The organism is Pseudomonas sp. PVC-3-1, from assembly GCF_057444315.1.
On sequence record NZ_CM172023.1, the window covers coordinates 2,061,473 to 2,086,513 of the forward strand.

Below are 25,041 nucleotides of genomic sequence, written 5' to 3' on the forward strand. Positions count from 1 at the left end.
CACCGGGACTTGAACCTGGGACATCAGCATTATGAATCGCATGAGAGGCTCCCCGCGCTACCCCGAGGCCCTATAAAACGGGCCTTTCAGGGATGGTAAAGCCCCACGTTAACTCACTGCTTCAGACAACAGGCATGATGTAGTCACCTCTTAGAGCACAGGATTTAGCTTTCGGACGGTATTTCGTCCTCGAGTTTCTGTTGTCCACCAAAGTCTAATCCCGAAACTTGTCTTTGATAATAAACTATTATCGATGTTATATCGGGATCTCCAATTCGCTCTTCTGCTTGTTTCAATTTTCCCATCGCATCGTCGAATACACTAAAGTCTTTGGTTCTTCGGAAAATCTCAACGCCGACGTCGCAGTATGTTCTGAGTATGTCCTTGTTGTCTTTAAAGCGTTCAGTAACGTCCTTGGCGTAGGTGCTAGCTCTTTCAAGAATCGCGATTCGGTCTTCCTCAAGTATTCCACTCGTGCGATCAGCTCTTGCCAATAAGAGCATTATTTTAAATCTATGAACCGGACCATCTGCCTTAAAATCGTTTTCAAACAAGCGAATTTCTGTATCTGCCTTTTCAAGCTCGTTTACGTCAATTAAGTTTCTGATAAGCCTGTGGCGTGGCACCCTTTCTCCGGGGGCTTTAGATATCATTTTTCGCAGTAATTTGTTTCGCACATGCTTGTCTGGAATTCTGCCGATGCCTTTTTCTAATCCGCACAGCTGTCGAATTGTTCTGATTTCTACATCATAGGTAGGTACAATGTTATCAATTACATTGTCAAATAGTGTGTAATATTCCGCTGTGTCCGTCATTTTGTATTGCGAGATTATGTCCGTAATTACCGGGTGTCGGCCTTTCCATCCGTATATCCCATCTTTTATGCTAATTGTGTACTCGTGGATAATGTCGACTAAATTAGTTAGGGATGCGGTGATGTTCTCGGCAGGTATTCCGAGAAGCCTTATAACTAATTGCCGGTGGACGTTGACGCCTGAGCTCTCCATGGCCGCCACTAGCCTATATATTTCTTGATGTTCTTTTGATAGTGTGGCGTATTCGCGCAATACAATGTCGTCAAATTTTTCAGACGCAAATATATTCTTCAAACATACAAAAGTATCAGATTCACAGCGAACGGTAAGCCGCCTTTTTCTTTCTGCTCGCGAGAAGCCCGAAAAATTATTTTCAACCAATGGCTTTAGGTCAGGGTTGGTGTCTACGAGAGTAAGCAGCTCTTCGATCTCGACTGGATCAAGCCCTTTTAATCTAAATACTTCGCCTTTTTTGAATAGATTTGGCGTTTTTATTCGTGGGTTCCATTGGTTTCTTGCAGAAACTAAAAGTAGTGTTAGGTTTTCAGAGTCATCAGCAACTAAAAGGTCAGCAAGTGTATTTATTTCGTGGAGATGGTTGTGCGCTTCATCAATAAAGAGAACTCCCTTCTCGTTTCTCTCTTTCAAGGTCTTGGCGACTTGTCTCCACTGATCTGCTAGAAGCGTGTGATCTGTTTTATGTTCCCAGGTTTTGTAGTTGCTCTGGCTTAGGGCGTAAATTACCTGTTTTGCGAGAGTGGATTTTCCAGTGCCGCTCGCGCCGAGCACCATGATAAATAGTGCCTTATGCGTTTCTATTTCGGTGCAGATGCTCGCAGTATGAGTTCGTCTGAACGTTAGGTTAGCGGCAATGTCCGAGTAGCTAGCAGGCCAGCCATTGAACATTGCGCTTGCATCCTTTGTTGTGGATGTTAGTTGATGCTCTACCTCTATTGTTACTGGGTGAAGGGACGGGTAATTATCTAACGGATCGCCCGTGAAGCTATAGCTTACCGGTGGTGGGTCATAATTCTTTTCGAGTTCAATGAAGAATTCGTCTAGTCCGCCGAAAGCTACTTTTATGCCGCGTCTCTCATGGAGTTGTGCTCGATTCTCGTCAGGAGTGTAAAGAATTAAGTTTACTGTGGCGGGGTTATGGCTCTTGCTGTTTATGTCCAGCGACTTTGTTATTATTTCTTTTATGTGGGGGTCTGATAATGAATAGCCTATGATTATTATGTCGGAGCCCGCAAGGTCGACTTTTAGAGACTCGTAAAGGTGCTCTCTATATTCACTTGTTAAATCGTAGTCGTTTTCTGTGATTATTATTCTGCTGTGGACTCCATCTACCTCGTCTTTGTCAATCGTCCCGTGAAGCTTGTATAGTTTTGTTGCCTCGGGGATTTTTTGAACGGTAAAGTCGAAGTTAGATGAGATGACCGATAGGTTTTTATTCTTCCTTGCGTATGACTGTTCTATCAGCGTGTCATAATTAGTGGTGTAGATATTTTTCCAGTTATACAAGGGGAGATTAAGTAGACTGCCGGTCGGGGTTAGGTTCTTGAATAGGCTTCTTAGTGATTGAATCATCTCCCTTCGGGATAGACTCTGTTCGACGATGCTTGAGAATTCACTTAATGAGTATCCGTTTTGCTCAATGTAGAAATTTTCTGAAAATCTCTCCATTATCTTTGAGACGGATGGAGCGCCCGAGGGTATTGATGAGCCTGCTCCAAAGAACAGAATTGTCTTTTCTGGTTTTATTCTTTTTGTTAGTTCAGCAAGAGATATACTCATAATACTCCCTCATTATGTGCATGCAGACTTAATATTTGTTGTTGCGGGTAAGCTAATTCGGATGTGGTTGTGATCTTTGCTAATGCCTGCCTTGTGGTGGCACGTTTAACTAATATTTGGCGGGCGCGGATTTGTGCACGCAGTTTCGATTCCCAATCACGTTTGTCCTGCATCCTTAGGGGCGCGCTTCTGGCCCCTTTGGTAATGTCACTCGTACTCGCAACCAGTTTGATTCCAGTGCGGCTATCCCCTGAGACCACGATTCTAATTGCTGGAATATTCACCTTGGCGAGGTGGCTTAGCTGCGGTATCTCTGCATGGGCAAGGCCACAAAGTGTCGATGGTACGACGGAGGATGCAACTGCTCTCATTCCTTTGCTCCTTTCCTTGGAGTAAACCAGCGTTCCGCTGCTTTCCTGATGATCGCTACCCCGCGTTGGGAGTGATCAAGTTTCGGTTGGCCTCATCATACTCAGGGCTAGTCTGGCCGATTTCCGGTGCTACTTCGCCGCTTACCATCCACCAACGGTACTGGGGATACAAGCTGCCCAGTACATCAATCTCTTCGGTGCTTATACGAACGTCCTTGTTGTAAAGCACGGTCCTCCAGCGATTCGAGCCGATTGGGGTCTCTCGCACTAACCGATCCATTCCGGCCATAGACGCGATTCTTCTAACGCGCTCATTTGTAGTGCTCATTTAATATAAATATCTTGCTCAAATAATTTGAATGAGTCGGGCGTCTATCCTATGATCAATTCAAATAGCTTGAGTCAAGCTATGTGAATTGATTGTTTGAATCGATTATAGGGTAAACCCATGGAAGAGTCTGGAATAGTGGGGTTCACCGTCACGGGCGCGATGGAAAAGGTCACGGATTTCCGTACCGCTCCGTTCTGCTCCCAGGCGGTATTCGCTCAGATGCTGGGCCTGGAAGACATCACGGAAGACGTGGTGCGTGGCTGGGTCGAAACCAAGACCGTGCCGACCGCCAAGATTGGCCGCCGCCGCGTAATCAACCTCCACAAAATCCGCCGCGACCTCGACCGGGGTAAGTCGATCTTCTGCCAAGGGGATTACGACGATGAATGACGCCCGGTCCTTCTCCCAGTTCAAGCTGCGCATGCCGCCGGCCCTGCGCTCCCAGGTTGAGCAAGCCGCCGAAGCTTCCCTGCGCTCCTTGAACGCTGAACTGGTCTTCCGCCTTCAACAGAGCTTCGAAGGGGAGGGGCCCGCCGATGCTTCCGAGCAAGTACCTGCACCGACCGCATCTATTGGACTGCGGCTGCTCTGTCTGCTGGTCCCGTCGCGAACTGGCGAAACCCAATCCCTGCCAGTCCACACCCTGCACCGAGTGCCGTCCTACGCGAGTCTTCACGGTCGTTACCACGATGGCCAAGGTCGCGGGAGTGTGGCGCTCGATCCACTCGACGTACCGGGTGGAACGGGGTTTTACCTGCGCGAAACACATGCCCGCGCTCCGTCCGCCGAAGTACTGGCACGTTATCTACGACAGCGGAAAGCCGACGCCCTTCGTCCCCGTGCGCGAGCCATTCGAGCTGGAGGGCTGAGCCATGGTCTCTAACCCGATCCCGCACCTGATCTTCTGGCTCGTCCTGCTGGCCATTGGCGCAGTGGTTGGCCGCTACCACGCTCGCCATACCATCCCCACCTGGGCCAATCAGGTCCAGGGCCGCCGCACCGGCTTGTCCGAACGCGCTTTCCCGTTCGGACAAACGGAGCGCCGGGCGAAGCGCACCCTTGACCGTCCCCCTCCCTGAATAGCCTCCGCTCGGGAGTGAGGGGCAGCACCACCGCCCCGCGCTCCTGAGCCCTCGGCGGCGAGAGCGGGATGACAAGGGCAGAGCCCTTGGTGTTATTCGAACATGAGTAATCTGCACTTTAGAGAACTTCTTATTGCTCACTATTGCAGAGTGTTACTTGTTAGAAGGGCTCACTTGATAAATTCGCACAAACGGTTTTAACCGGCTTTTTTGTGCTGATATAGAGCCGTTGCAAGGCAATTTAGCCAAAGAAATTTGGCTCTTAAATCCTAAAGAAAACAACCCCGCTGAATTAACGGTACATGAGCCGAATTGCAGCAGCGGGCCAACTCATGCCCGAAAAAGGCAAAGGAGCTTCAGATGAACATGTTTGCAACCACTGGCGGCGTAGTCGAACTCTGGGTCACCAAGACCGACACCTACACCTCCACCAAGTCCGGCGAGATCTTCGCCAGCGTCCAGGCCATTTCCCCGATCCCGGAAACCGCTCGCGGCAACGCCAAGGGCTTCGAGATCAGCGAGTACAACGTCGAACCGACCCTGCTGGATTCGATCGTCTTTGAAGGCGCCCCGGTGCTCTGCAAGTTCGCCAGTGTCGTCCGCCCGACCCAGGACCGTTTCGGCCGCACCACCAATACCCAGGTCCTGACCGAACTACTCGCAGTGGGCAAAGAAGCCAGCGCGCCCACTCCGGCTGCTCGCCCAGCTGCACAACCTCAAGCCCAGCGCCCCACTCAGCAGCCGGCCAGCGACAAGCCCGCCGCCGACAAACCCGGCGACTCGGCCAAGAGCTAATTCGGGAGCGCTGCCATGACTAAGTACCTCTCCCTGTTCGTCGTGGGCCTCGCCACCGGCTACCTGTGGGGCTGGGTCGATGGCGTGGCGCGCTTCCTGTGAATTTCCTCGCCTGTGACGGCAACTGGGCTGTCAGCGCCGATGGCTCGGCCATCTGCACCGGAGTCCTGCACGTCGTCACCAGCGAGGAAATGCAGAGCGAGTTTGGCTCTGCACTCACCTGGGATCAGGTGGCGGAACTGCGTGGCGAAGTCCTCGCGCTGTTCTGCATCGCCTTCGGCTTCCTGGTCCTCAAACGACTGCTCAAGTAGCGAGGTAATACCTATGAAACAGCTCAAGACCCACCTGCAAAACAGTGCTTCGGCATTCGGTCGCAAGGCCGCTGCTGTTGGCGCTCTGACCCTCGGCGCGGCTGGTGCCGCCATGGCCGCTGTACCGGCCGGAGCCACCGACGCCCTGACCACTGCGGGCGACGACACCAACACCATCGGTTGGGCCGTCTTCGCCGTGCTGGTCGCCGCCGCGGCGTTCAAGTACATGCGCCGCGCCCTGTAAGTCCACCCGGCTAACAAGCCGAAGCACCGAACCCCGCTCCGGCGGGGTTCTTTCTTCTGGAGTCCGAACAATGTCCGTTCAATGGTTCGTCCTCATGGTCACCACCGTGGCCTTCGCCGTGGTCCTGTTCGGGCGGGTGTGACCATGGGCCGTTTTCTGATGCTGCTGCTCGCCGCCCTGGTCGCCACACCGACGATTGCCACCGAACGGGTGAAGGTCGATCCCTTCATCAAGGCCGGCCCCGGCTACAGCGCCGCCAACGGCTCGATCACCGGCTACGTGCCCTCCAAGTCCAACGCCGATTTGCTGCTCGAGGCTGAGCGCAAGGGCTGGATGGGCACCTCTGCTGCGAAAACGCCCGTCACCGTCAAACCCAAGGTCACCGTGCCGGTCAGTGGCATCGGCTCCAAGCTCAAGGCCGGCCTCAAAACCAATGCCGGCCAGCTGGCGATGAGCGCCGCCATTTCCGGAGCCATCGCGGCGGTGGGCTGGGTGATGTCGGACGACAACACCAAGCTGCAAAAGAAACAGGAGTCGGTGGATGGCATCCCGGTGTCAGGCAGCGGCACCGGCTCTATCGATGCCTGTCAGTACCCGACCACCGAGGTCCTCAACAAGATCAAGGTGGTGACCAGTGGTGGCGTCACCTATGCCATCGGCGCATGGCCGTCCGGCGCCAAGCCCGGCGATGGCATTCCTTCGGGCTACAGATTTCTCAACAACTGCACCAACACCGCGCTCGGCTACGACTGGAACCGCGCCACCGGCTACTGGCCGACCTCCGCCACCCGGACTATTTCCATTGATGAAGTCCAGTCGCTGAAGGCCGACGTCACTGATTCCGACCTGAATCAGCTGGACCCTTGGGTGAGCGCGCAGACCGCACCCTTTCTCCGCGATCTGCTGAAGGCCACCTGTGAGGGCTCGTTGGCTCCGCAGGCTTGCTACGACGACTTGCAGAAGCAGAGCAAGGCCATCATCACCGGCCCGGCCTCGGTCCAGGGGCCCAAGCAAACCACCACCGGCACTTACAACCGGCCGGACGGCACCCTCGGCAATACCTCCACCACGACCAACACCACCTACAACATCCGCTACGGCGATTCGTACTTTGACTACGACACCGTTACCTCCACGACGACCTATCAGGACGGCCAGAAGACCGGCGAGCAAACCACCTCGGATGAAGGCGACCCGCAGGAAAAGCCCGAGGACGAAAAGGACAAGGAGGATGAGGAAAAGCCCGAGCGCCTCGCCTCCGGTGAGCCTTGCGACGTGCCGCTGTCCTGCTCCGGCGACGCCATCGACTGCGCAGTCCTGACCCAGGAAAAAGCCCTGCGCTGCGCCTACGAAAAGCAGAGCGATTACGACAAGCACGAGGCCGACATCAAGGCCGCCGTGACTGGTGCCAAGTTCGAAATGGACGACAGCACCGAGATTCAAATCCCTTCCTTCATCAACCAGGGCACGCGCTTTCTCCCGGCGTCCTGCCCGGCCGACAAGACCTTCTCCCTCAGAACCAACGGCGGCCGCACCTTCGCCGTGACCTATGAGCCGCTGTGCGCGGCTGCCACTGACCTTGGCTACCTGATCGTCATCGCGGTCGGGGCTTTCTGCGTCCTCTACGTCGGGCGCTCTCTCGGAGGTGAATGATGCAATACGCCTTTATCGTCCAGATGCTCCTGATCATCGCCGTGCCCATCGTGAAGATGGTCTTGCGCGCCATCGGCTTCGCAGTCGTCAGCTACGTCGGCTTCAACCTGTTGATCGAGATGGCGCGCAGCTACCTGATGTCGCAGATGGGCAGTGTCGCCGTGCCGATTCAACAGATCCTCGGCCTCGCCAAGATCGATGTGGCGATCAACATGTACCTCGCTGCCGTCACCACCCGCGCGCTCATGGCCGGCTGGTTGAAAGCACAGGACCGGTTGCGTCGGCAGGTATGGAACCCGCCGGGCCGCGACTACATCGACGCCTAAGGGGGACCGGTCATGCTCTATATCCGCACCGGTAAGCCCGGCCACGGCAAAACCCTCAACACCATCCGCGAAGTGGACGCTAAGGCCAAAGCTGAAGGCCGCATCGTCTATTTCCATAACTTCGCCGGCCTCAAGCCCGAGAAACTGGAGGCGGCCTGGTTCGAGTTCGAAGACCCGTTCAAATGGTACGAGCTGCCTCAGGACGCGATCATCGTGGTGGATGAGGCCCAGGGCTGGTTTGGCGCCCGCGACCCGCGCAACCGGCCGCCAGAGCACATCACCCGCTTCGAAACCATGCGTCACCAAGGTCACGAAGTGCATCTGGTGACCCAGGACCCACGCTACATCGATGTACACCTGCGCCGCCTGTGCAACGGCCATATCCACTACTGGCGGGTGTTCAAGAGCCAGCAATTGCTGCGCTTCGAGTCGGAAGCCGTGATCGAGGCTGTCGAGAAAAAGACCTCCTTCAAGGATGCCGACAAGACCGTCATCAAGCTCGATAAGAAGTACTTCGGGGTCTACACCAGCACCCAGGCGCAGCACCACTTCAAGTTCAAGCCACCGAAGAAGATGGTGCTCGCGCTGGCGGTGATCGTCGGCGCGGGCTTCATGGTGTATCGCGCCTTCGAGCGCTACCAGCAGGGCGCAAAGCCGGTGGAAGCTGCCACGGCCGCCACCCAGCCAACCCAACCCGGCATGGTCGATCAGGCCAAGTCGATGGTGGGCTCGCTGATCAGCCCCAGCGGCGGCGACGCCCCGAAGCCCGTCACCGCCGAGCAGTACATCGAGCAGCGCAAACCCCGCATCGCTGACCTGCCAGCCTCGGCCCCGGTGTACGACCAGCTCACCACCCCGGTCAGCAAGCCCCGCATCTACTGCCTGTCCACCAGTGATCCCCGGTTGGTGGAGCGACGACCGCCGGAGACGGTCAAGGGCGGCCAGTCCTGCCAGTGCTACACGCAGCAGGCGACCAAGTTCGCCACCAGCTTCGAGTTCTGCCTCAGCGTGGCGCGCAACGGCTACTTCGATCCGACCTTGCCCGACCGAGGCACCGGCCCTGATGCGCGCATGGCGCAGCCGTCACCTCCGCCTCCGAGCTACCCGACCGCCCAGCCCACGGCCAGCAGCGAGGCCAGCGGGCCCACGGTGACGGTCATTCCCTATGAGAAAGGCAAGTTCCTGTGGTGAGCCCGCCAGGGCCGTTTTGCGGTTTGAGCCGACGTAGGAGGCCACCCGCAAACGGCCCGGCGGGGCGGGCCGACGACCCTGTAACACGTCGGATAGCTAACGAGTAAGCACCTCAATAAACCTCATTGAAGGGCAAGAAGAATGAAAAAGGCAGTTCACCCCCTCCGCCTGATCCTCAAGGAGACCGGGGATTTTTATGAGTCGTCCGAAGGACGGATTTTCATGGACCCGAGCAACGGCAGATTCGCCGACCTGTCGGGTGTGCGCCTGCTGCGCTGTGGTGTCGATACCGTGCGGCAGCTGTACAACGGCATGATCCGCCCGGAAGTGATGGCGCTGTTCGATGAGCCCGAGGATCTGGTCAACTTCGCCGGCTACAAGTGGGCCAAGGGCCGTATCGGTCGCGACTCGGGCTACCAGTACCGTCTGCAGAACGCCGACATGGGCCTGATCCTGCTGATCAAGAACCACAACGTGAAGCTGGAGAACATCGGCCCGCACCTCAAGATTGAAGTATCCCCACACGCCCTGGATGGGGCCGATCCGAAGATCCTGCAGGGCGTCATGGATGACTTGGCCGCTGGTGTGCTCTCGGCCTGCGAGGTGAACCAGTGTGCTGTCCATATCGCCCTCGACGTGCAGGGCTGGACCCCACCCGTAGACTTCGTGGATCGCATGCACTGCCGGTCCCGGCGTGTACGCCAGATCAGCGGCATCGACCGCATCGAATATGACGGCAACGCCTCGGTCTACGGACGTGGGGAAACCTTCATGTTTGGCTCGGCCAACGGCCTGCAGATGTGCCTCTACAACAAGACGCTACAGGCACGGGCCACCGACAAGCTCGACTATTGGGAATCGGTGTGGGCCTCCCTGAACGGTGATCCCTTCGGCGATGGTGAACCCGCCTTCAATCCGCTGGAAACCGTGTGGCGCATCGAGTTCCGCTATCACCACTCCATCGTCCAGCAGTTCTCCGAAGGATCCACGATGACCTCTGGCGAGGTGATCGGCTGCCGCACCTACGAGGGCCTTTGCCCGCATCTGCAAGGCCTCTGGCAGTACGCCTGCGACAACTACAAGCTGATTTCCCGGGAAGGGATCTTCGACGCCTTTTGGTCGCTGATCAGCCTCGACACCAAGGTCCAGGTGGAAGCCGATCCGCTCATCGAGCGCACCGAGTATCGCCGCTACTACAAGACCGCTCAGGGCTTCTCCGGCAAGAACTGCGAGATGTTCCTGGGCCAGTTCGCCAGCCTGATCGCACGGGAGCGCATCCCGCCAAAAAAAGCGCTTGAGGTCGGGAGAACGCTCCCCTTCTGGCATGTGATCGAAGACCACTACACCGCCAAGGGCTACAGCACTCGCGACCTCGAAAAGCATGTCATTGGACTGATCAACGATCGCTACATCAGGCGGGGCTACGCGATATGACTGCCCGCAAGGATGGGAAGACGTGGACGGCGGACTTCTACGAGAACGGTCGCTCCGGTCGCAGGATCCGAAAGAAAGGCTTCGCCACCAAGTCCGCAGCCATTCGCTACGAGCAGGACTTCTTCACCGTCCTGGGCGAGACAGGCCGCCCGCTGGATGACCGCCTCTCCGATCTGGTGAAAGTCTGGTACGACCTCCACGGCTGCACCCTGAAGGACGGCAAACAGCGGCTGGCACGCTGCCAAGCATTGGCTGAACGTCTTGGTGATCCGCAGGCCTTCGAGTTCGATTCGCTCGCGTGGGCACGCTACCGGCAACGTCGTCTGACCGAGGTAAAACCGGAGACGGTCAACCATGAGCAACGCTACCTGTCCGCCATCTTCTCCGAGCTGATCCGCCTCGGCTCATGGCACAAGGTGAATCCGCTGGCCAACGTCCGGCAGATCAAGACCGATCAGGTCGAACTGACCTTCCTCACCCTGGATCAGGTCGCCCAGCTCCTCGAGGAGTGCAAGGCCAGCACGAACAACCACACGTACCCGGTTGCTCTCCTGTGCCTCGCTACAGGTGCCCGCTGGGAAGAAGCTGAGAGCATCGCCCGTGGGGCCGTGCATGGGGGAAAGGTCCACTACCACCGGACCAAGAACCGCCAGAGCCGCTCAGTGCCGATCCCGGCCGAGTTAGAGCAACTGATGTTGAAGGTGGGTATGCCTGGAACCGGCCGCCTGTTCATGTCCTGCCGCGCCGCCTTCCGATGCGCCTATGAGCGTTGTGGGTTCCAGACGCCGGGACAGCTAACCCACATCCTCCGCCACACCTTCGCCAGTCATTACATGATGGGGGGAGGGGACATCCTGACGTTGCAGCGGATCCTAGGGCACTCGTCGATCACGATGACCATGCGGTATGCGCACCTGTCGCCTGAGCACTTGGAGTCGGCTATGCGCCTATCTCCATTAGCTCAAATTCAGTTTGCTGGTGCTTAGTCTTTCAGCGTAATTTCACTTTTATCCATATTTTGCCTCGGAGATAGGGTGGCTATGCGTGACTGTAGTGATGACTTTGAGTCTGCTGCGGGGGCAATCGTAGGAAAGATCGTATTCGCGCTTTCGAGATTTGAACTGAATCTTGGGTTATGCCTTCGGAATATGGTTTCGATTGGAAGCCCGGAGCTTGTTAATCCGTTAATTCAACGACTATCACTGAAGGCGAAGCTGGACTCTCTTAGTGAGGTCGTAGCTCTTCGTTTCTCTAGCGAATTAGAGTGTCCTCGTGAGTTTCGAAAGTGGTTGAAAGAATTTGACTTGGTTCGGGCTAAGAGAAATTCTTTCATACACGGCAGGTGGGGAATAAACGCTTACTCTCAGACTGTTGTAAACATAAAGCCTGGCCTTCCAGGGGCTGAGCCTTTGCCGGAAGCTAGTTACACCTTGGATGAGTTAGAGGCAGAGCTGGAAGCTGCTCTTGGAGTGATCCAGGATTTTTACAGCTGGCGCGATCGATGGGGAGTCTGAGAGGGTGGAGTATCTGTTGATTACAAGTTCCCTTATCCGAGCTAGCATTCGGGGGATCTGATCGACTGAAAGGGATTTCGCAGTGGGAAATTTTATAGATTGGGTTGTATCTGCGCTAAAGCTTCGTCGGGATATTCGCACGGAGCAGGCATATCAGAGGGATGCTTTTCGTTTAGAGGCGCAACGTATCATCGACGCGTTCCACGCCCATGAGCTAGCTCCTAACGAGGCCGCTCGTCTATTGCCAGAGCCTTTGGCGCTTGAAGTGTCGCCTTCGGTTCTGGGCGATGCTAACGAGTTAAAAAAACATCTGAGAAAATTTTCTGCTTGGGCTTCCGATACTCTGGCGCTTGATCCGCATTGGCTAAGGGGAAAAAGCAGCGAGCCTCACCTCAGAATTCACTCGTATAAGCACTTTTCAGAGTTAATGAGCTTCTTTCGTGAAAGAGAGGGAGTTCGCGATGATGACTCAATCGGCCTTGTGGATAGATTTCAGCTTCATTTCTACAAGCAAGATGACCGGCCACTGAGTGAGGGGCGTGGAAAATTCGTGGTGATCTTGGCTGAAGAGTTTGCACAGCTAGATAACGAAAGCTTTTACCGATTCTACTATCTCACGGAGGGGCATCATTTTGAGCATTCCCCCTGCATTATCCACTTGCTGCAGATCATCGCCCTTGGCATGCATTACCGGATCTTCATGTCAGGTCACGTGCTCACCCCCAAGGACCTCTCTGCGCTTGACGAGGGTAGGGGCTTTATCTCAAGCCTGACGTCCGCGACAAATGAAAGGTTTTGGTATCCCGAGGACGTGTTTATCCGGAGCGCGGCTGGAAGGGAGAAGTGGAATCTTGCTGCGCGAGCGTGGCTGGAGGAATCGCTACGAGGAACGCAGGCTGAGTTGGTGTTGGATTCACTGCCCGCTGCGCGGGAGATTCCGTAGACAGGGTGTAGTCACTTCGTAGTCACTACCCCAGAAAGCACAAAGGGCTAGCTTTCGCTAACCCTTTGTTTTGTATGGTGGCTACACCGGGACTTGAACCTGGGACATCAGCATTATGAATGCTGCGCTCTAACCGACTGAGCTATGTAGCCGAGTGGCGCGCATTTTCCGCAGATCGAGGGGGGGTGTCAACCCCTTTTCTTGAATATTGTTCTGATCTATCAATCGTTTAGCCGGTATTGCGGAAATTTCGCGATGAGCGGCAAGGCGGGGTGGACATAAAAAAGCCCCGGCACGTGGCCGGGGCTTTTTTCGAGTCTGGCGGGCGCTTAGACGTTGAAGCGGAAGTGCATCACATCGCCGTCCTTGACGATGTAGTCCTTGCCTTCCAGGCGCCATTTGCCGGCTTCCTTCGCGCCCTGTTCGCCCTTGAACTGGATGAAGTCGTCGTAGGCGACGACTTCGGCACGGATGAAGCCTTTTTCGAAGTCGGTGTGGATCACAGCGGCGGCTTGCGGGGCGGTTGCGCCGACGCGGACGGTCCAGGCGCGGACTTCCTTTACTCCAGCGGTGAAGTAGGTCTGCAGGTGCAGCAATTCGTAGCCAGCGCGGATCACGCGGTTCAGGCCAGGCTCTTCGAGGCCGAGGGATTCGAGGAACATGTCCTTCTCTTCGCCATCGTCCAGTTCGGCGATCTCGGCTTCGATCTTGTTGCACACCGGCACGACCATTGCGCCTTCTTCCTCGGCGATGGCACGCACGACGTCCAGGTGCGGGTTGTTCTCGAAGCCGTCTTCGGCGACGTTGGCGATGTACATGACCGGCTTGCTGGTCAGCAGGTGGAAGCCGCGTACGACGCGCTTCTCGTCATCGCCCATGTTCTTCATCAGCGAGCGGGCGGGTTTGCCTTCGGTGAAGTGGGGGATGAGCTTTTCCAGCAGGGCTTTCTGTACCAGGGCGTCCTTGTCGCCACCCTTGGCGTTGCGCGCGACCTTTTGCAGTTGCTTCTCGCAGCTGTCGAGGTCGGCGAAGATCAGTTCGAGGTCGATGATCTCGATGTCGCGCTTGGGGTCGACGCTGTTGGAAACGTGGATGACGTTCTCGTCTTCGAAGCAGCGTACGACGTGGGCGATGGCGTCGGTCTCGCGGATGTTGGCGAGGAACTTGTTGCCCAGGCCTTCACCCTTGGACGCCCCGGCGACCAGGCCGGCGATGTCGACGAATTCCATGGTGGTCGGGATCACGCGCTCGGGCTTGACGATCTCGGCCAGCGCATCGAGGCGGGCGTCGGGCATCGGTACGATGCCGCTGTTCGGCTCGATGGTGCAGAAGGGGAAGTTTTCCGCCGCGATGCCGGATTTGGTCAGGGCGTTGAACAGGGTGGACTTACCGACGTTGGGCAGGCCGACGATGCCGCAGTTGAATCCCATGCTAGGTCCCTCGCGCCACGTGGCGGAAATAGAGGTGTAATCAGGCCTTCTGACTGTGCAGCTTCTGCATCGCGCGGGTCCAATCCCCGTCGAGCATTTCCGGCAGCACGCCGAGGGCGGAGTCGATGCTGGTGTCGAGCAGTTCCTGTTCGGCGCGCGGGGCGCGGCCAAGAACGAAACCGGAGACCAGGCTGCTGTGCCCCGGATGGCCGATGCCAAGCCGCAGGCGATGGAAACCGTTCTGGTTGCCGAGCTGGGCGATGATGTCGCGCAGCCCATTGTGCCCGCCGTGTCCGCCGCCCTTCTTGAGCTTGGCGACGCCGGGAGGCATGTCGAGTTCGTCGTGGGCCACCAGGATGGCTTCGACCGGAATGCGGAAGAATCCGGCGAGCGCCGCCACGGCCTGGCCGCTGCGGTTCATGTAGGTGGTGGGGATGAGCAGACGAACGTCGCGGCCCTTGTGGCTGAACTTGCCAACCAGGCCGAAGTACTTCTTGTCGAGAGACAGGTTCGCGCGTTGCACGTCCGCCAGTCGCTCAACGAAAAGGGCCCCCGCGTTATGCCGGGTCTGGTCGTATTCAGGGCCTGGATTTCCCAGGCCAACGATCAGTTGTACGGCAGTCACGACGGGGGCCCCTTCCTTAAAGGCAATGGTGCGCGCGATTACTCGGCAGCAGCTTCGCCTTCACCTTCTTCTTTCACTACGCGCGAAGCGTGGATGTTGGCGACGGCCAGGTCGTTACCGTGGGCCAGTTGCACCAGCTCTACGCCTTTCGGCAGTTTCAGGTCGGACAGGTGAACAATCTGACCCAGTTCTACCTTGGCCAGGTCGACTTCGATGAATTCCGGCAGGTTGGTCGGCAGGCAGGAAACTTCGACTTCGGCGATCACGTGGGAGATCTCGCCGCCACCAACTTTTACGCCAACAGCAGTGGCTTCGTTGATGAAGTGCAGCGGTACGTGGGCGGTCAGTTTCTGGCCGGCAACGACGCGCTGGAAGTCAGCGTGCATGACGAAACCCTTGGACGGGTGACGCTGCAGGGCCTTGATCAGTACGGTTTCCTTGGCGGCACCGACGTTCAGGGTGATCACGTGGCTGAAGGCAGCCTCGTTTTCCAGCAGCTTGGAAATTTCACGCAGTTCCAGGGTCAGGGATTGCGGGGCTTTCTCGCCACCGTAGACCACAGCCGGGATCAGGCCGGCGTTACGACGCAGGCGGCGGCTCGCACCTTTCCCCAGGTCGGAACGCTCTTGTGCATTCAGTACAAAATCAACCATTTCACTATCTCCAAAATGACAAGATCGCCCGGACGCTTGCGACCAGCGTTCGGGCGATTTTGCTAATGCCCCATCGACGTGACGGGGCGCTTTACGTCAGCTCTGTCCCGCCTTAGCGGAACATGGCGCTGATCGATTCTTCATTGCTGATGCGGCGCATGGCTTCAGCCACAACCGGAGCGATGTCCAGCTGGCGGATACGGCCACAGGCTTGTGCAGCAGCGGACAGCGGAATGGTGTTGGTCACCACCAGCTCGTCCAGTACGGAATTTTCGATGTTCTCGATGGCACGGCCGGACAGCACCGGGTGGGTGCAGTAGGCGATGACCTTGGCGGCGCCGTGCTCTTTCAGAGCCTTGGCGGCGTGGCCGAGGGTGCCGGCGGTATCGACCATGTCGTCGACCAGTACACAGGTACGGCCTTCGACATCACCGATGATATGCATGACTTCGGACTGGTTGGCCTTCGGACGACGTTTGTCGATGATGGCGAGGTCCACGCCCAGGGACTTGGCGACGGCGCGAGCGCGCACCACACCACCGATGTCCGGGGAGACGATCATCAGGTTCTCGAAGCGCTGGTCTTCGATGTCGTCGACCAGTACGGGCGAGCCGTAGATGTTGTCGACGGGGATATCGAAGAAGCCCTGAATCTGGTCGGCGTGCAGGTCAACGGTAAGAACACGGTTGACGCCTACGACGGTCAGCATGTCGGCAACGACTTTGGCGCTGATGGCCACGCGAGCGGAGCGCGGACGGCGATCCTGGCGGGCGTAACCGAAGTAGGGGATGACTGCCGTGATACGAGTCGCCGAGGAGCGGCGGAAGGCATCGGCCATCACTACCAGTTCCATCAGGTTGTCGTTGGTCGGCGCGCAGGTCGGTTGAATCAGGAAGACGTCCTTACCACGAACGTTTTCGTTGATCTCAACGCTGATCTCGCCGTCGGAGAATTTACCGACAGAAACGTCACCGAGGGGGATATGCAGCTGCCGTACGACACGGCGTGCCAGATCGGGGTTGGCGTTCCCCGTGAAAACCATCATTTTGGACACGCTGCGGTACCTGTGTCGGCTTGAGGGTAGGCCCGGTTGAGCCAGAAGAAAATGGCAGGGGCGGCTGGATTCGAACCAACGCATGGCAGGATCAAAACCTGCTGCCTTACCGCTTGGCGACGCCCCTGTAGCTTACAACTTGCGGAGCAATGTGTTCGTTGACGCTGTACGTTAAACCCTGTGGGTTAATGGCAGGGGCGGCTGGATTCGAACCAACGCATGGCAGGATCAAAACCTGCTGCCTTACCGCTTGGCGACGCCCCTGTATCGTACAACCGATTACATTGCTGCTTCTCAGACCAGGTTTTGCAGCTTTCGGTGCAACATCGAGATGTTACGGCCCTGGGCAACAAAACTCGGCAGAGTGGCCGGAAGTTGGCGGCGAACTTTATCAGCATCGCCCTTGTTTGGGAAGCTCCCAAACACACAAGCTCCGGTGCCGGTCAATCTCGCTTCGGTAAATTTACCTAGCTGGATCAGTGCGTTACGTACATCCGGGTAACGCTTCTCGACGACCGGCTGGCAGTCGTTATGACCGTCCACCCCGAGAAGGCTGCGAACTTTAATGGGCGGAGTATCCCGTGTCAACTCGGGATCGGAGAAAACTTCTGCTGTGGAGACAAAGACTTGCGGCACGACGACGAGGAACCAGGGCTCCTCCAGTTCGACGGGCGTGAGTCGTTCGCCGACGCCTTCGGCAAAGGCGGCGCGGCCGCGTACGAATACCGGGACGTCTGCGCCCAGGCTCAGGCCCAGCGCGGCGAGGCGGTCTTCGCTCCAGTCCAGCTGCCACAGGTGATTCAGCGCGAGCAGGGTAGTAGCCGCGTCAGAACTGCCGCCGCCGATGCCGCCGCCCATGGGCAGGCGCTTGTCCAGCCAGATGTCGGCGCCCAGCGTTGAGCCTGATTGTTCCTGCAGCCGGCGGGCGGCCTTGATGATCAGGTTGCTGTCGTGGGGAACGCCGTCGATCTCGGTGTTCAGGCGGATTTCGCCGTCCTCGCGAGCGGCGAATTGCAATTCGTCGCCGTGGTCGAGGAATTGGAAGAGGGTCTGCAGCTCGTGGTAGCCGTCGGCTCGACGGCCGGTGATGTGCAGGAACAGGTTGAGCTTGGCCGGTGCCGGCAGGGTCAGGCGGTCTTGCATGGTTTTACTGGCTCGCCTGGCCTGCGCCCAATTGACGCGGCTGCCAGGTTTTCACCACCAGGGTGACGTCCAGGTCCTGGCCGTGCAGCTTCAGGCGCTCGGGCAACCAGTAGCCGTTCTGTTCGCTGTAGCGGGTGTATTCCACGTCCCAGCCATCCTGCTGCAGCTTGGCCAGACGGCTATCGCTGTCGAGGGTCAGGCGGCTCTTGCTGTCCGGCGCGGGCAGGCCACGAATCCACCAGAGCAGATGGGACACCGGCAGGCGCCAGCCCATCTGCTGTTCCAGCAGTTCTTCGGGGGAGGCTGCCTCAAAGCGACCCTGGCCGGCGACTTCCAGGGTCACCGCGCCTTCACGCCCGGTCAGGCGTGCGGCTCCGCGGCCGAGCGGGCCGGAGAGGCGAATGTCGTAGTAGTCCTGGCGCTGCAGCCAGAAGAGGGTACCGCTGCCGGAGTCCTTGGGCGCGCGGATGCCGACCTTGCCGTCGATCTGCCAGCCGTCGAGGGTGGCGATGCGCGCCTTGTGGGCGTTCCAGGCGGTGGCGTTGCCCTGGCCTTCCAGGGCTTCGTGAGTGCCGAAGCTGGAGCAGCCGGCAAGCAGGGCAAGCGCGGCGGCGCCGATCAGGTGACGTAAACGCATAAATCAGAGGGTTCCGGAGCCGGTCAGGCGCTGCATGGTGTCGCGCAGGACGGCGCTGTCGGGCTGGCTTTGCAGGGCGGTGGCCCAGACCTTGCGGGCTTCGCTCTGCTTGCCCTGGGCCCAGAGCACTTCGCCCAGGTGCGCGGCTACTTCGTGGTCGGGGAAGCGTTCCAGCGCCTTGCGCAGGTAGGTTTCCGCTTCGCTGAGGTTGCCCAGGCGGTAATTCACCCAGCCCAGGCTGTCGAGGATCGCGGGGTCGTCCGGGTTCAGCGAGTGGGCCTTCTGGATCAGGTCGCGGGCTTCGCTGTAGCGGGTGGTGCGGTCGGCCAGGGTGTAGCCCAGCGCGTTGAGCGCCATGGCGTTGTCCGGCTCGCGCTGGATGATCAGGCGCAGGTCCTGCTCCATCTGCGCCAGGTCGTTGCGCTTTTCGGCGAGCATGGAACGGGTGTAGAGCAGGTTGAGGTCATCCGGGAACTGCTTGAGGCCCTGCTGGATGACGCTCCAGGCGCGGTCCACCTGGTCGCGGTTGGACAGGCCTTCGGCTTCGATCAGGTACAGCTGGATGGCGTAGTCCGGCTGGCGATCGCGGGTTTCAGCGAGGCGGCGCGAGGCTTCGTCGAAGCGTTTCTGGTCCAGCAGGATTTCGGTCGAGCGCAGCTGGGCCGGAAGGAAGTCGTTGCCCGGGCCGACCAGGGCGTATTCCTTGAGCGCGGTTTCCGGATCCTTCTGCTCCTCGGCCAGGCGGCCCAGGTTGAAGTGGGCGGAGTCGACGTGGCTGTCGCGCTCGACCAGTTCCTGCAGGTAGACCTTGGCTTCGTCCCACGCCTGGGCTTCGAGGCAGACCAGTGCCAGGGAGAAGCGCAGGTCGTCGTCGTCGGGGAATTGCTCGACCAGTGCGGAGAACTCGGCCTTGGCGTCTTCCAGGCGGTTCTGTTCCACCAGCAGGCGGGCGTAGGCGAGGTGCACGCGCTTGTCGTCCGGGTGTTCCTTGATGCCAGCCTTGAGCAGCGGCAGCGCTTCGTCGCTGCGCTTCATGCTCTGCAGCAGGCGGGCGCGCAGCAGCAGTGGGGCGACGTCATGCTTGCTGGCGGAGTTGTCCTCCAGCAGGTGCAGGGCTTCCTGCGGGCGGCCGTCCTGTTGCAGCAGCAGGGCCTTGCCGAAGAGCAACTGGCCGTTGTCGGGGTACTTCTTCAGCAGGCGGTCGAAGCTCTGCAGCAGGCCGGCGCGGGTATCCGGGTCGGTCTCGGCGGCGGACAGCGCGAGGAAGTCGAAGTGGGTGTCGCCCTGGCCGTTGAGGACTTTCTCCATGTAGACCATGGATTCGTCGTACTGGCCGGTCCGTGCGAGCTGGATGGCGGCGGCGCGCTGGGCGTCGAGGTTGTCCGGTGCGGCCTTGGCCCAGATCAGCGAGGTGTCGAGGGCTTCCTGGTCGGCGCCGAGGTACTCGGCGATACGGAATGCGCGCTCGGCAACGCCTGGATCCCGCGTCTCACGCGCCTGTTCGACATAATTGGAAAGGGCGATGTCGAAGCGGTTGCGCTGGCCGGCGATCTCGGCGGTGAGCAGCGAGAACATGGTGTCTTCGCTGAAGGATCCGTACTTCTGGTTCTTCTGCGCAGCCGCGGCTTTGTCCTTCTCCGCGGAAGCACTGTCGGAATTTTTCTGTGTAAGAGACTGGCAGCCGCCGAGCAGCAGCAGAGCAGTCAGCAGCGCAAGAGACTTGTTCATAGAGGAAGGACGAGGGCCTGACCTGCGAAATGGGACCATCATGACATAAGGAAAGTGCCAATCCCATGGGCAAGCGCCGCTGGAAGGCCTGTATACGATTTGCAGTGTGCGATCCGTCGCGGGTGGTTGTCCTTCACTGGGCTAAGTAGGACAATTGCGGGCTTTCCGATCAGCATCAGCGATTCTGCATGGCCTTCATTGCCCTCGGCATCAACCACAAGACCGCGTCCGTGGCCGTCCGCGAGCGCGTGGCTTTTACTCCCGAGCAGATGGTCGAGGCCCTGCAGCTGCTGTGCAGGCTGACTTCCAGCCGCGAAGCCGCGATCCTCTCCACCTGCAACCGCAGCGAACTCTATCTGGAGATCGAGCATCCGGACGCCGGTGACGTACTGGCCTGGCTGGCCGATTACCACAACCTGGGGATCGACGACCTGCGCGCCTGTGCCTACGTCCACCAGGATGAGGAAGCCGTGCGCCACATGATGCGCGTCGCCGCCGGCCTGGATTCCATGGTGCTGGGCGAGCCGCAGATCCTCGGGCAGATGAAGTCCGCCTACGCGGTTGCCCGCGAGGCCGGTACTGTCGGGCCGATGCTGGGGCGCCTGTTCCAGGCTACCTTCAGCACCGCCAAGACCGTACGTACCGACACTGCCATCGGCGAGAACCCGGTGTCCGTGGCCTTTGCCGCGGTGAGCCTGGCCCGGCAGATTTTCAGCGACCTGAGCCGCAGCCAGGCGCTGCTGATCGGCGCCGGCGAGACCATCACCCTGGTTGCCCGTCACCTGCACGAGCAGGGGGTGAAGCGTATCGTCGTCGCCAACCGCACCCTGGAACGCGCCAGCCAGTTGGCCGAGCAGTTCGGCGCTCGCGCCATCCTGCTGGCGGACATGCCGGATGAACTGGTCAACAGCGACATCGTCATCAGTTCCACCGCCAGCCAGTTGCCGATCCTTGGCAAGGGCGCGGTGGAACGCGCACTGAAGCAGCGCCGGCACAAGCCGATGTTCATGGTCGATATCGCCGTGCCGCGCGACATCGAGCCGGAAGTCGGCGAGCTGGAGGACGTCTACCTCTATAGTGTCGACGACCTGCACGAAGTGGTCGCCGAGAACCTCAAGAGCCGCCAGGGCGCCGCCCAGGCCGCCGAGGAACTGGTGGGCGACGGTGTCCTCGAGTTCATGCAGCGCCTGCGCGAGCTGGCCGCGGTCGACGTGCTGCGCGCATACCGCCAGCAGGCTGAGCGCCTGCGCGACGAGGAAACGCAGAAGGCCCAGCGACTGCTGGCCAACGGCGCCGACCCGATGGAAGTCATCGCCCAGCTCAGCCGTGGCCTGACCAACAAATTGCTGCACGCCCCCAGCGTGCAGATGAAGAAACTCTCCGCCGAGGGCCGCATCGATGCGCTGGCCGTCGCGCAGGAACTGTTCGCCCTCGAGGAGGGCTCTGACAAGCGATGAAAGCTTCCCTCCTGAAAAAGCTGGATATCCTCAGCGACCGCTTTGAGGAGCTCACCGCTCTGCTGGGCGACGCCGAGGTGATCAGCGACCAGACCAAATTCCGCGCCTATTCCCGTGAATACGCGGAAGTGGAGCCGGTCATCCTCGCCTTTCGCGAGTTCCGCAAGGTGCAGTCCGATCTTGAAGGCGCCCAGGCGCTGCTCAAGGACAGCGATCCGGACCTGCGCGAGATGGCCGAGGAGGAAGTCGGGCAGGCCAGGACCGCGCTGATCGGCCTGGAGGATCGCCTGCAGCGCATGTTGCTGCCCAGGGACCCCAACGACGGCCGCAACGTCTTCCTGGAAATCCGCGCGGGCACCGGCGGCGACGAAGCCGCGATCTTCTCCGGCGACCTGTTCCGCATGTACTCGCGCTACGCCGAGAAGCAGGGCTGGCGCGTGGAGATCATGTCCGAGAACGAAGGCGAACACGGCGGCTATAAAGAGGTGATTGCTCGCGTCGAGGGCGAGAGCGTCTACGCCAAGCTCAAATTCGAATCCGGCGCGCACCGGGTACAGCGCGTGCCGGCCACCGAATCCCAGGGGCGTATCCATACCTCCGCGTGCACCGTGGCGGTGCTGCCCGAGCCGGATGAACAGGCGGCCATCGAGATCAACCCGGCTGACCTGCGCGTGGACACCTACCGCTCCTCCGGCGCCGGCGGCCAGCACGTGAACAAGACCGACTCGGCGGTGCGCATCACGCACATCCCGTCGGGCATCGTGGTCGAGTGCCAGGAAGAGCGCTCGCAGCACAAGAACCGCGCCAAGGCCATGGCCTGGCTGGCGGCCAAGCTCAACGACCAGCAGCAGTCCGCCGCCCAGCAGGCGATCGCCAGCACGCGCAAGCTGCTGGTCGGGTCGGGTGACCGCTCCGAGCGCATCCGTACCTACAATTTCCCCCAGGGGCGCGTCACCGATCACCGCATCAACCTCACCCTCTATTCCCTGGGTGAAGTGATGGAGGGCGCGGTGGAACAGGTGATCGAGCCACTGCTGCAGGAATTCCAGGCCGACCAGCTGGCCGCGCTCGGCGATTAAAAGAGCGAAAGACCATGGCAACCATAATGACCCTGCTCAACGAGGCGCAATTGCCGGACTCGCCCAGTGCGCGCCTGGATGCCGAGCTGTTGCTCGCCGCCGCGTTGGGCAAACCGCGCAGCTTCCTGCGCACCTGGCCCGAACGCGTGGTCAGCCGTGAAGCCCACGACCTCTTCGACCGCTACCTGGCGCGCCGCGTGGCCGGCGAGCCGGTGGCCTATATCCTTGGTCGCCAGGGCTTCTGGAGCCTGGACCTGGAAGTCGCACCGCACACCCTGATCCCGCGCCCGGACACCGAACTGTTGGTGGAAACCGCGCTGGCGCTGCTGCCGGCTTCGCCATCGCGCGTGCTCGACCTGGGCACTGGTACTGGCGCCATCGCCCTCGCGCTGGCGTGCGAACGCCTGAGCTGGCACGTGCTGGGCGTCGATCGCATTCCCGAGGCCGTCGCCCTGGCCGAGCGCAATCGCGAGCGCCTGCGCCTGGCCAACGTCGCCTTCCGCGCCAGCCACTGGTTCTCTGCGGTAGAGGGCGAGCGCTTCTCGCTGATCGTCAGCAACCCGCCCTACATTCCCAGCACCGACCCGCACCTCAAACAGGGCGACGTGCGCTTCGAGCCGTCGAGCGCATTGGTATCCGGGCAAGACGGGCTGGACGACATCCGCCTGATCATCGACCAGGCGCCGAACCACCTGGAAAGTGGCGGCTGGCTGATGCTCGAACACGGCTTCGATCAGCCTGACGCCGTGCGCGACCTGCTGCTCAGTCGTGGCTTCAGCGCGGTGGAAAGCCGTCGCGACCTCGGCGGCCACGAGCGCATCAGCCTGGGGCGCTGGACATGCTGAGTGACAACGAACTGCTGCGTTACAGCCGTCAGATCCTGCTCTCGCAGATCGACGTCGACGGCCAATTGCGCCTGAAAGAAAGCCGCGTGCTGATCGTCGGCCTCGGCGGGCTGGGCGCGCCGGTGGCGCTGTACCTGGCCGCGGCCGGCGTCGGCGAGCTGCACCTGGCGGACTTCGATACGGTCGACCTGACCAACCTGCAGCGGCAGATCATCCACGACAGCCAGAGCGTCGGCATGAGCAAGGTGGATTCCGCCATCAGCCGGCTTACCGCGATCAATCCGGACGTGAAACTGGTTGCCCACCGCCACGCGCTGGACGCCGACTCTCTCGACGCTGCCGTGGCGGCGGTCGATCTGGTGCTGGATTGCTGCGATAACTTCGGCACCCGCGAGGCGGTCAACGCCGCCTGCGTAGCGGCGAAGAAGCCGCTGGTGAGTGGCGCCGCCATTCGCCTGGAGGGGCAGCTCTCGGTGTTCGACCCGCGCCGCGAGGAAAGTCCGTGCTACCACTGCCTTTATGGTCACGGTAGCGAAGCCGAACTCACCTGTAGCGAGGCCGGCGTGGTCGGCCCGCTGGTGGGCATGGTCGGCAGCCTGCAGGCGCTGGAGGCTTTGAAGCTGCTGGCCGGTTTTGGCGAGCCGCTGGTGGGCCGCCTGCTGCTGATCGACGCGCTGGGTTCGCGCTTCCGCGAGCTGCGCGTCAAACGTGATCCGCAATGTGCCGTGTGCAGAGCCGCGCATGGCTGATGCCGCGCCGATCGGCGTGTTTGACTCCGGTGTGGGCGGCCTCAGCGTCCTCCACGAAATCCGCGCGCGGCTTCCCCACGAATCCCTGATCTACCTCGCCGACTGCGGCCACGTGCCCTACGGCGAGAAGACTCCCGAGTACATTCGCGCACGCTGCCGCGCCATCGCCGCGTTCCTCCTGTCCCGTGGCGCCAAGGCGCTGGTGCTGGCCTGCAATACGGCCACCGCCGCAGCGGCGGCCGACCTGCGCGAGCTGTATCCGCAGCTACCCATCGTGGCCATGGAGCCGGCGGTGAAGCCGGCTGCCGAAGCGACCCGCAGTGGCGTGGTAGGCGTGCTGGCCACGACCGGCACCTTGAAGAGCGCTCGATTTGCCGCGCTGCTGGACCGCTTCGCCAGCGACGTGCGCGTCATTACCCAGCCTTGTCCCGGGTTGGTGGAGCGCATCGAACTGGGCGACCTGAACGGTCCGCAGACCCGTGAACTGCTGCAAGGCTACGTTGCGCCGCTGTTGGCTGAGGGCTGCGACACCCTGATCCTGGGCTGCACCCATTACCCCTTCCTGCGCCCGTTGCTGCGAGAACTGGTGCCGGCGGATGTTTCGCTGGTCGATACCGGTGCCGCTGTAGCCCGCCAGTTGGAGCGGATGCTGGCTGCCCGCCAGCTGCTGGCCGGGGGCCATGCAAAAAAGATTGAGCTATGGACCAGTGGTGCAGTCGAAGGCCTTGAACGCGTACTACCGGTGCTTTGGGGGAGCGACGAGCCCGTCAGTTTCTTCCCAGGCTGATCGAAAAATAGCGAGCGACCCACTTTGGTCTGTCAGCAGATACTGAC

General features: G+C 59.8%; 24 protein-coding genes, 3 tRNA genes and 1 pseudogene. 17 read left to right on the top strand and 11 right to left on the bottom strand.

Annotated elements, in window-relative coordinates; translation table 11 throughout:
• Positions 1-164 precede the first annotated feature (164 nt).
• Positions 165-2,612 (bottom strand): SIR2 family NAD-dependent protein deacylase, encoded by a 2,448-nt coding sequence (locus tag AC2T4A_RS09525; RefSeq protein WP_486743165.1) that lies wholly within the window; start codon positions 2,610-2,612, stop codon positions 165-167.
• Between the two features lie 819 nt (positions 2,613-3,431).
• On the opposite strand from AC2T4A_RS09525, the gene AC2T4A_RS09530 reads away from it, so the two are divergent.
• From AC2T4A_RS09530 to AC2T4A_RS09585, 12 genes and pseudogenes are all read left to right on the top strand, one after another.
• Positions 3,432-3,704: a hypothetical protein gene (locus tag AC2T4A_RS09530; protein WP_045217776.1), complete on the top strand. Its 273-nt coding sequence runs from the start codon at positions 3,432-3,434 to the stop codon at positions 3,702-3,704.
• A gap of 31 nt (positions 3,705-3,735) precedes the next feature.
• Positions 3,736-3,786, top strand: a pseudogene (locus AC2T4A_RS09535) (hypothetical protein); the annotation flags it as partial.
• 64 nt (positions 3,787-3,850) lie between these two features.
• Positions 3,851-4,183, top strand: a complete 333-nt coding sequence (gene pflM, locus AC2T4A_RS09540) for a lysogeny maintenance protein PflM (RefSeq protein WP_486743663.1) — start codon at positions 3,851-3,853, stop codon at positions 4,181-4,183.
• A gap of 573 nt (positions 4,184-4,756) precedes the next feature.
• The gene (locus AC2T4A_RS09545) at positions 4,757-5,191 is read left to right on the top strand and encodes a DNA-binding protein (protein WP_486743166.1); all 435 of its coding nucleotides are present in this window, start codon (positions 4,757-4,759) and stop codon (positions 5,189-5,191) included.
• A 98-nt stretch (positions 5,192-5,289) separates the two neighbouring features.
• The gene (locus AC2T4A_RS09550) at positions 5,290-5,502 is read left to right on the top strand and encodes a hypothetical protein (protein WP_401085484.1); all 213 of its coding nucleotides are present in this window, start codon (positions 5,290-5,292) and stop codon (positions 5,500-5,502) included.
• A gap of 13 nt (positions 5,503-5,515) precedes the next feature.
• Complete coding sequence (locus AC2T4A_RS09555; protein ID WP_486743167.1) at positions 5,516-5,746, top strand: major capsid protein; 231 nt, start codon at positions 5,516-5,518, stop codon at positions 5,744-5,746.
• Positions 5,747-5,890: 144 nt separating this feature from the next.
• Positions 5,891-7,399, top strand: a complete 1,509-nt coding sequence (locus AC2T4A_RS09560; RefSeq protein WP_486743168.1) for a virulence factor TspB C-terminal domain-related protein — start codon at positions 5,891-5,893, stop codon at positions 7,397-7,399.
• A complete protein-coding gene (locus AC2T4A_RS09565) occupies positions 7,399-7,725 on the top strand; it encodes a DUF2523 domain-containing protein (RefSeq protein ID WP_486743169.1) in 327 nt (108 codons plus the stop codon). The genes AC2T4A_RS09560 and AC2T4A_RS09565 overlap by 1 nt, the downstream gene beginning before the upstream one ends.
• 12 nt (positions 7,726-7,737) lie before the next feature.
• A complete protein-coding gene (locus AC2T4A_RS09570) occupies positions 7,738-8,916 on the top strand; it encodes a zonular occludens toxin domain-containing protein (RefSeq protein WP_486743170.1) in 1,179 nt (392 codons plus the stop codon).
• A 141-nt stretch (positions 8,917-9,057) separates the two neighbouring features.
• Positions 9,058-10,350: a hypothetical protein gene (locus AC2T4A_RS09575; RefSeq protein WP_486743171.1), complete on the top strand. Its 1,293-nt coding sequence runs from the start codon at positions 9,058-9,060 to the stop codon at positions 10,348-10,350.
• On the top strand, positions 10,347-11,336 hold the full coding sequence (locus tag AC2T4A_RS09580; protein ID WP_486743172.1) for a phage integrase: 990 nt from the start codon (positions 10,347-10,349) through the stop codon (positions 11,334-11,336). The genes AC2T4A_RS09575 and AC2T4A_RS09580 overlap by 4 nt, the downstream gene beginning before the upstream one ends.
• A 610-nt stretch (positions 11,337-11,946) precedes the next feature.
• Positions 11,947-12,807, top strand: coding sequence for a hypothetical protein (locus AC2T4A_RS09585; protein ID WP_486743173.1), 861 nt, complete (start codon positions 11,947-11,949; stop codon positions 12,805-12,807).
• Positions 12,808-12,882: 75 nt separating this feature from the next.
• On the opposite strand, the gene AC2T4A_RS09590 is transcribed toward AC2T4A_RS09585, so the two are convergent.
• The 10 genes from AC2T4A_RS09590 to AC2T4A_RS09635 all read right to left on the bottom strand — a co-directional run bounded on the left by AC2T4A_RS09590 (position 12,883) and on the right by AC2T4A_RS09635 (position 20,119).
• Positions 12,883-12,959, bottom strand: a tRNA-Met gene (locus AC2T4A_RS09590).
• A 177-nt stretch (positions 12,960-13,136) separates the two neighbouring features.
• A complete protein-coding gene (ychF, locus tag AC2T4A_RS09595) occupies positions 13,137-14,237 on the bottom strand; it encodes a redox-regulated ATPase YchF (RefSeq protein WP_088419110.1) in 1,101 nt (366 codons plus the stop codon).
• 40 nt (positions 14,238-14,277) lie between these two features.
• A complete protein-coding gene (gene pth, locus AC2T4A_RS09600) occupies positions 14,278-14,862 on the bottom strand; it encodes an aminoacyl-tRNA hydrolase (protein WP_486743174.1) in 585 nt (194 codons plus the stop codon).
• A 38-nt stretch (positions 14,863-14,900) separates the two neighbouring features.
• Positions 14,901-15,515 (bottom strand): 50S ribosomal protein L25/general stress protein Ctc, encoded by a 615-nt coding sequence (locus tag AC2T4A_RS09605; RefSeq protein WP_416752292.1) that lies wholly within the window; start codon positions 15,513-15,515, stop codon positions 14,901-14,903.
• 112 nt (positions 15,516-15,627) lie between these two features.
• The gene (locus tag AC2T4A_RS09610) at positions 15,628-16,569 is read right to left on the bottom strand and encodes a ribose-phosphate pyrophosphokinase (RefSeq protein ID WP_015478849.1); all 942 of its coding nucleotides are present in this window, start codon (positions 16,567-16,569) and stop codon (positions 15,628-15,630) included.
• Between the two features lie 52 nt (positions 16,570-16,621).
• Positions 16,622-16,696 (bottom strand) — tRNA-Gln (locus AC2T4A_RS09615).
• 62 nt (positions 16,697-16,758) lie between these two features.
• Positions 16,759-16,833 (bottom strand) — tRNA-Gln (locus AC2T4A_RS09620).
• Between the two features lie 30 nt (positions 16,834-16,863).
• On the bottom strand, positions 16,864-17,712 hold the full coding sequence (gene ispE, locus AC2T4A_RS09625) for a 4-(cytidine 5'-diphospho)-2-C-methyl-D-erythritol kinase (RefSeq protein WP_486743175.1): 849 nt from the start codon (positions 17,710-17,712) through the stop codon (positions 16,864-16,866).
• A 4-nt stretch (positions 17,713-17,716) separates the two neighbouring features.
• On the bottom strand, positions 17,717-18,349 hold the full coding sequence (lolB, locus tag AC2T4A_RS09630; RefSeq protein ID WP_486743176.1) for a lipoprotein insertase outer membrane protein LolB: 633 nt from the start codon (positions 18,347-18,349) through the stop codon (positions 17,717-17,719).
• 3 nt (positions 18,350-18,352) lie between these two features.
• On the bottom strand, positions 18,353-20,119 hold the full coding sequence (locus tag AC2T4A_RS09635; protein WP_416752298.1) for a tetratricopeptide repeat protein: 1,767 nt from the start codon (positions 20,117-20,119) through the stop codon (positions 18,353-18,355).
• A 146-nt stretch (positions 20,120-20,265) separates the two neighbouring features.
• Here AC2T4A_RS09635 and hemA point away from each other — a divergent pair, with 146 nt between their 5' ends.
• Genes hemA through murI form a run of 5 tightly spaced genes read left to right on the top strand, consistent with a single transcriptional unit; the run spans position 20,266 to position 24,994 of the window.
• Positions 20,266-21,534: a glutamyl-tRNA reductase gene (hemA, locus tag AC2T4A_RS09640; RefSeq protein ID WP_416752300.1), complete on the top strand. Its 1,269-nt coding sequence runs from the start codon at positions 20,266-20,268 to the stop codon at positions 21,532-21,534.
• Positions 21,531-22,613 carry a peptide chain release factor 1 gene (prfA, locus tag AC2T4A_RS09645; protein WP_486743177.1) on the top strand — a complete coding sequence of 361 codons (1,083 nt, stop codon included), beginning with the start codon at positions 21,531-21,533 and terminating at the stop codon, positions 22,611-22,613. Before hemA ends, prfA begins: the two co-directional genes overlap by 4 nt.
• A gap of 14 nt (positions 22,614-22,627) precedes the next feature.
• On the top strand, positions 22,628-23,458 hold the full coding sequence (prmC, locus tag AC2T4A_RS09650; protein ID WP_416752304.1) for a peptide chain release factor N(5)-glutamine methyltransferase: 831 nt from the start codon (positions 22,628-22,630) through the stop codon (positions 23,456-23,458).
• Positions 23,452-24,207, top strand: a complete 756-nt coding sequence (locus AC2T4A_RS09655) for a molybdopterin-synthase adenylyltransferase MoeB (RefSeq protein WP_478379634.1) — start codon at positions 23,452-23,454, stop codon at positions 24,205-24,207. The genes prmC and AC2T4A_RS09655 overlap by 7 nt, the downstream gene beginning before the upstream one ends.
• Positions 24,200-24,994: a glutamate racemase gene (murI, locus tag AC2T4A_RS09660; RefSeq protein ID WP_416752308.1), complete on the top strand. Its 795-nt coding sequence runs from the start codon at positions 24,200-24,202 to the stop codon at positions 24,992-24,994. Before AC2T4A_RS09655 ends, murI begins: the two co-directional genes overlap by 8 nt.
• The last annotated feature ends 47 nt before the right edge of the window (positions 24,995-25,041 follow it).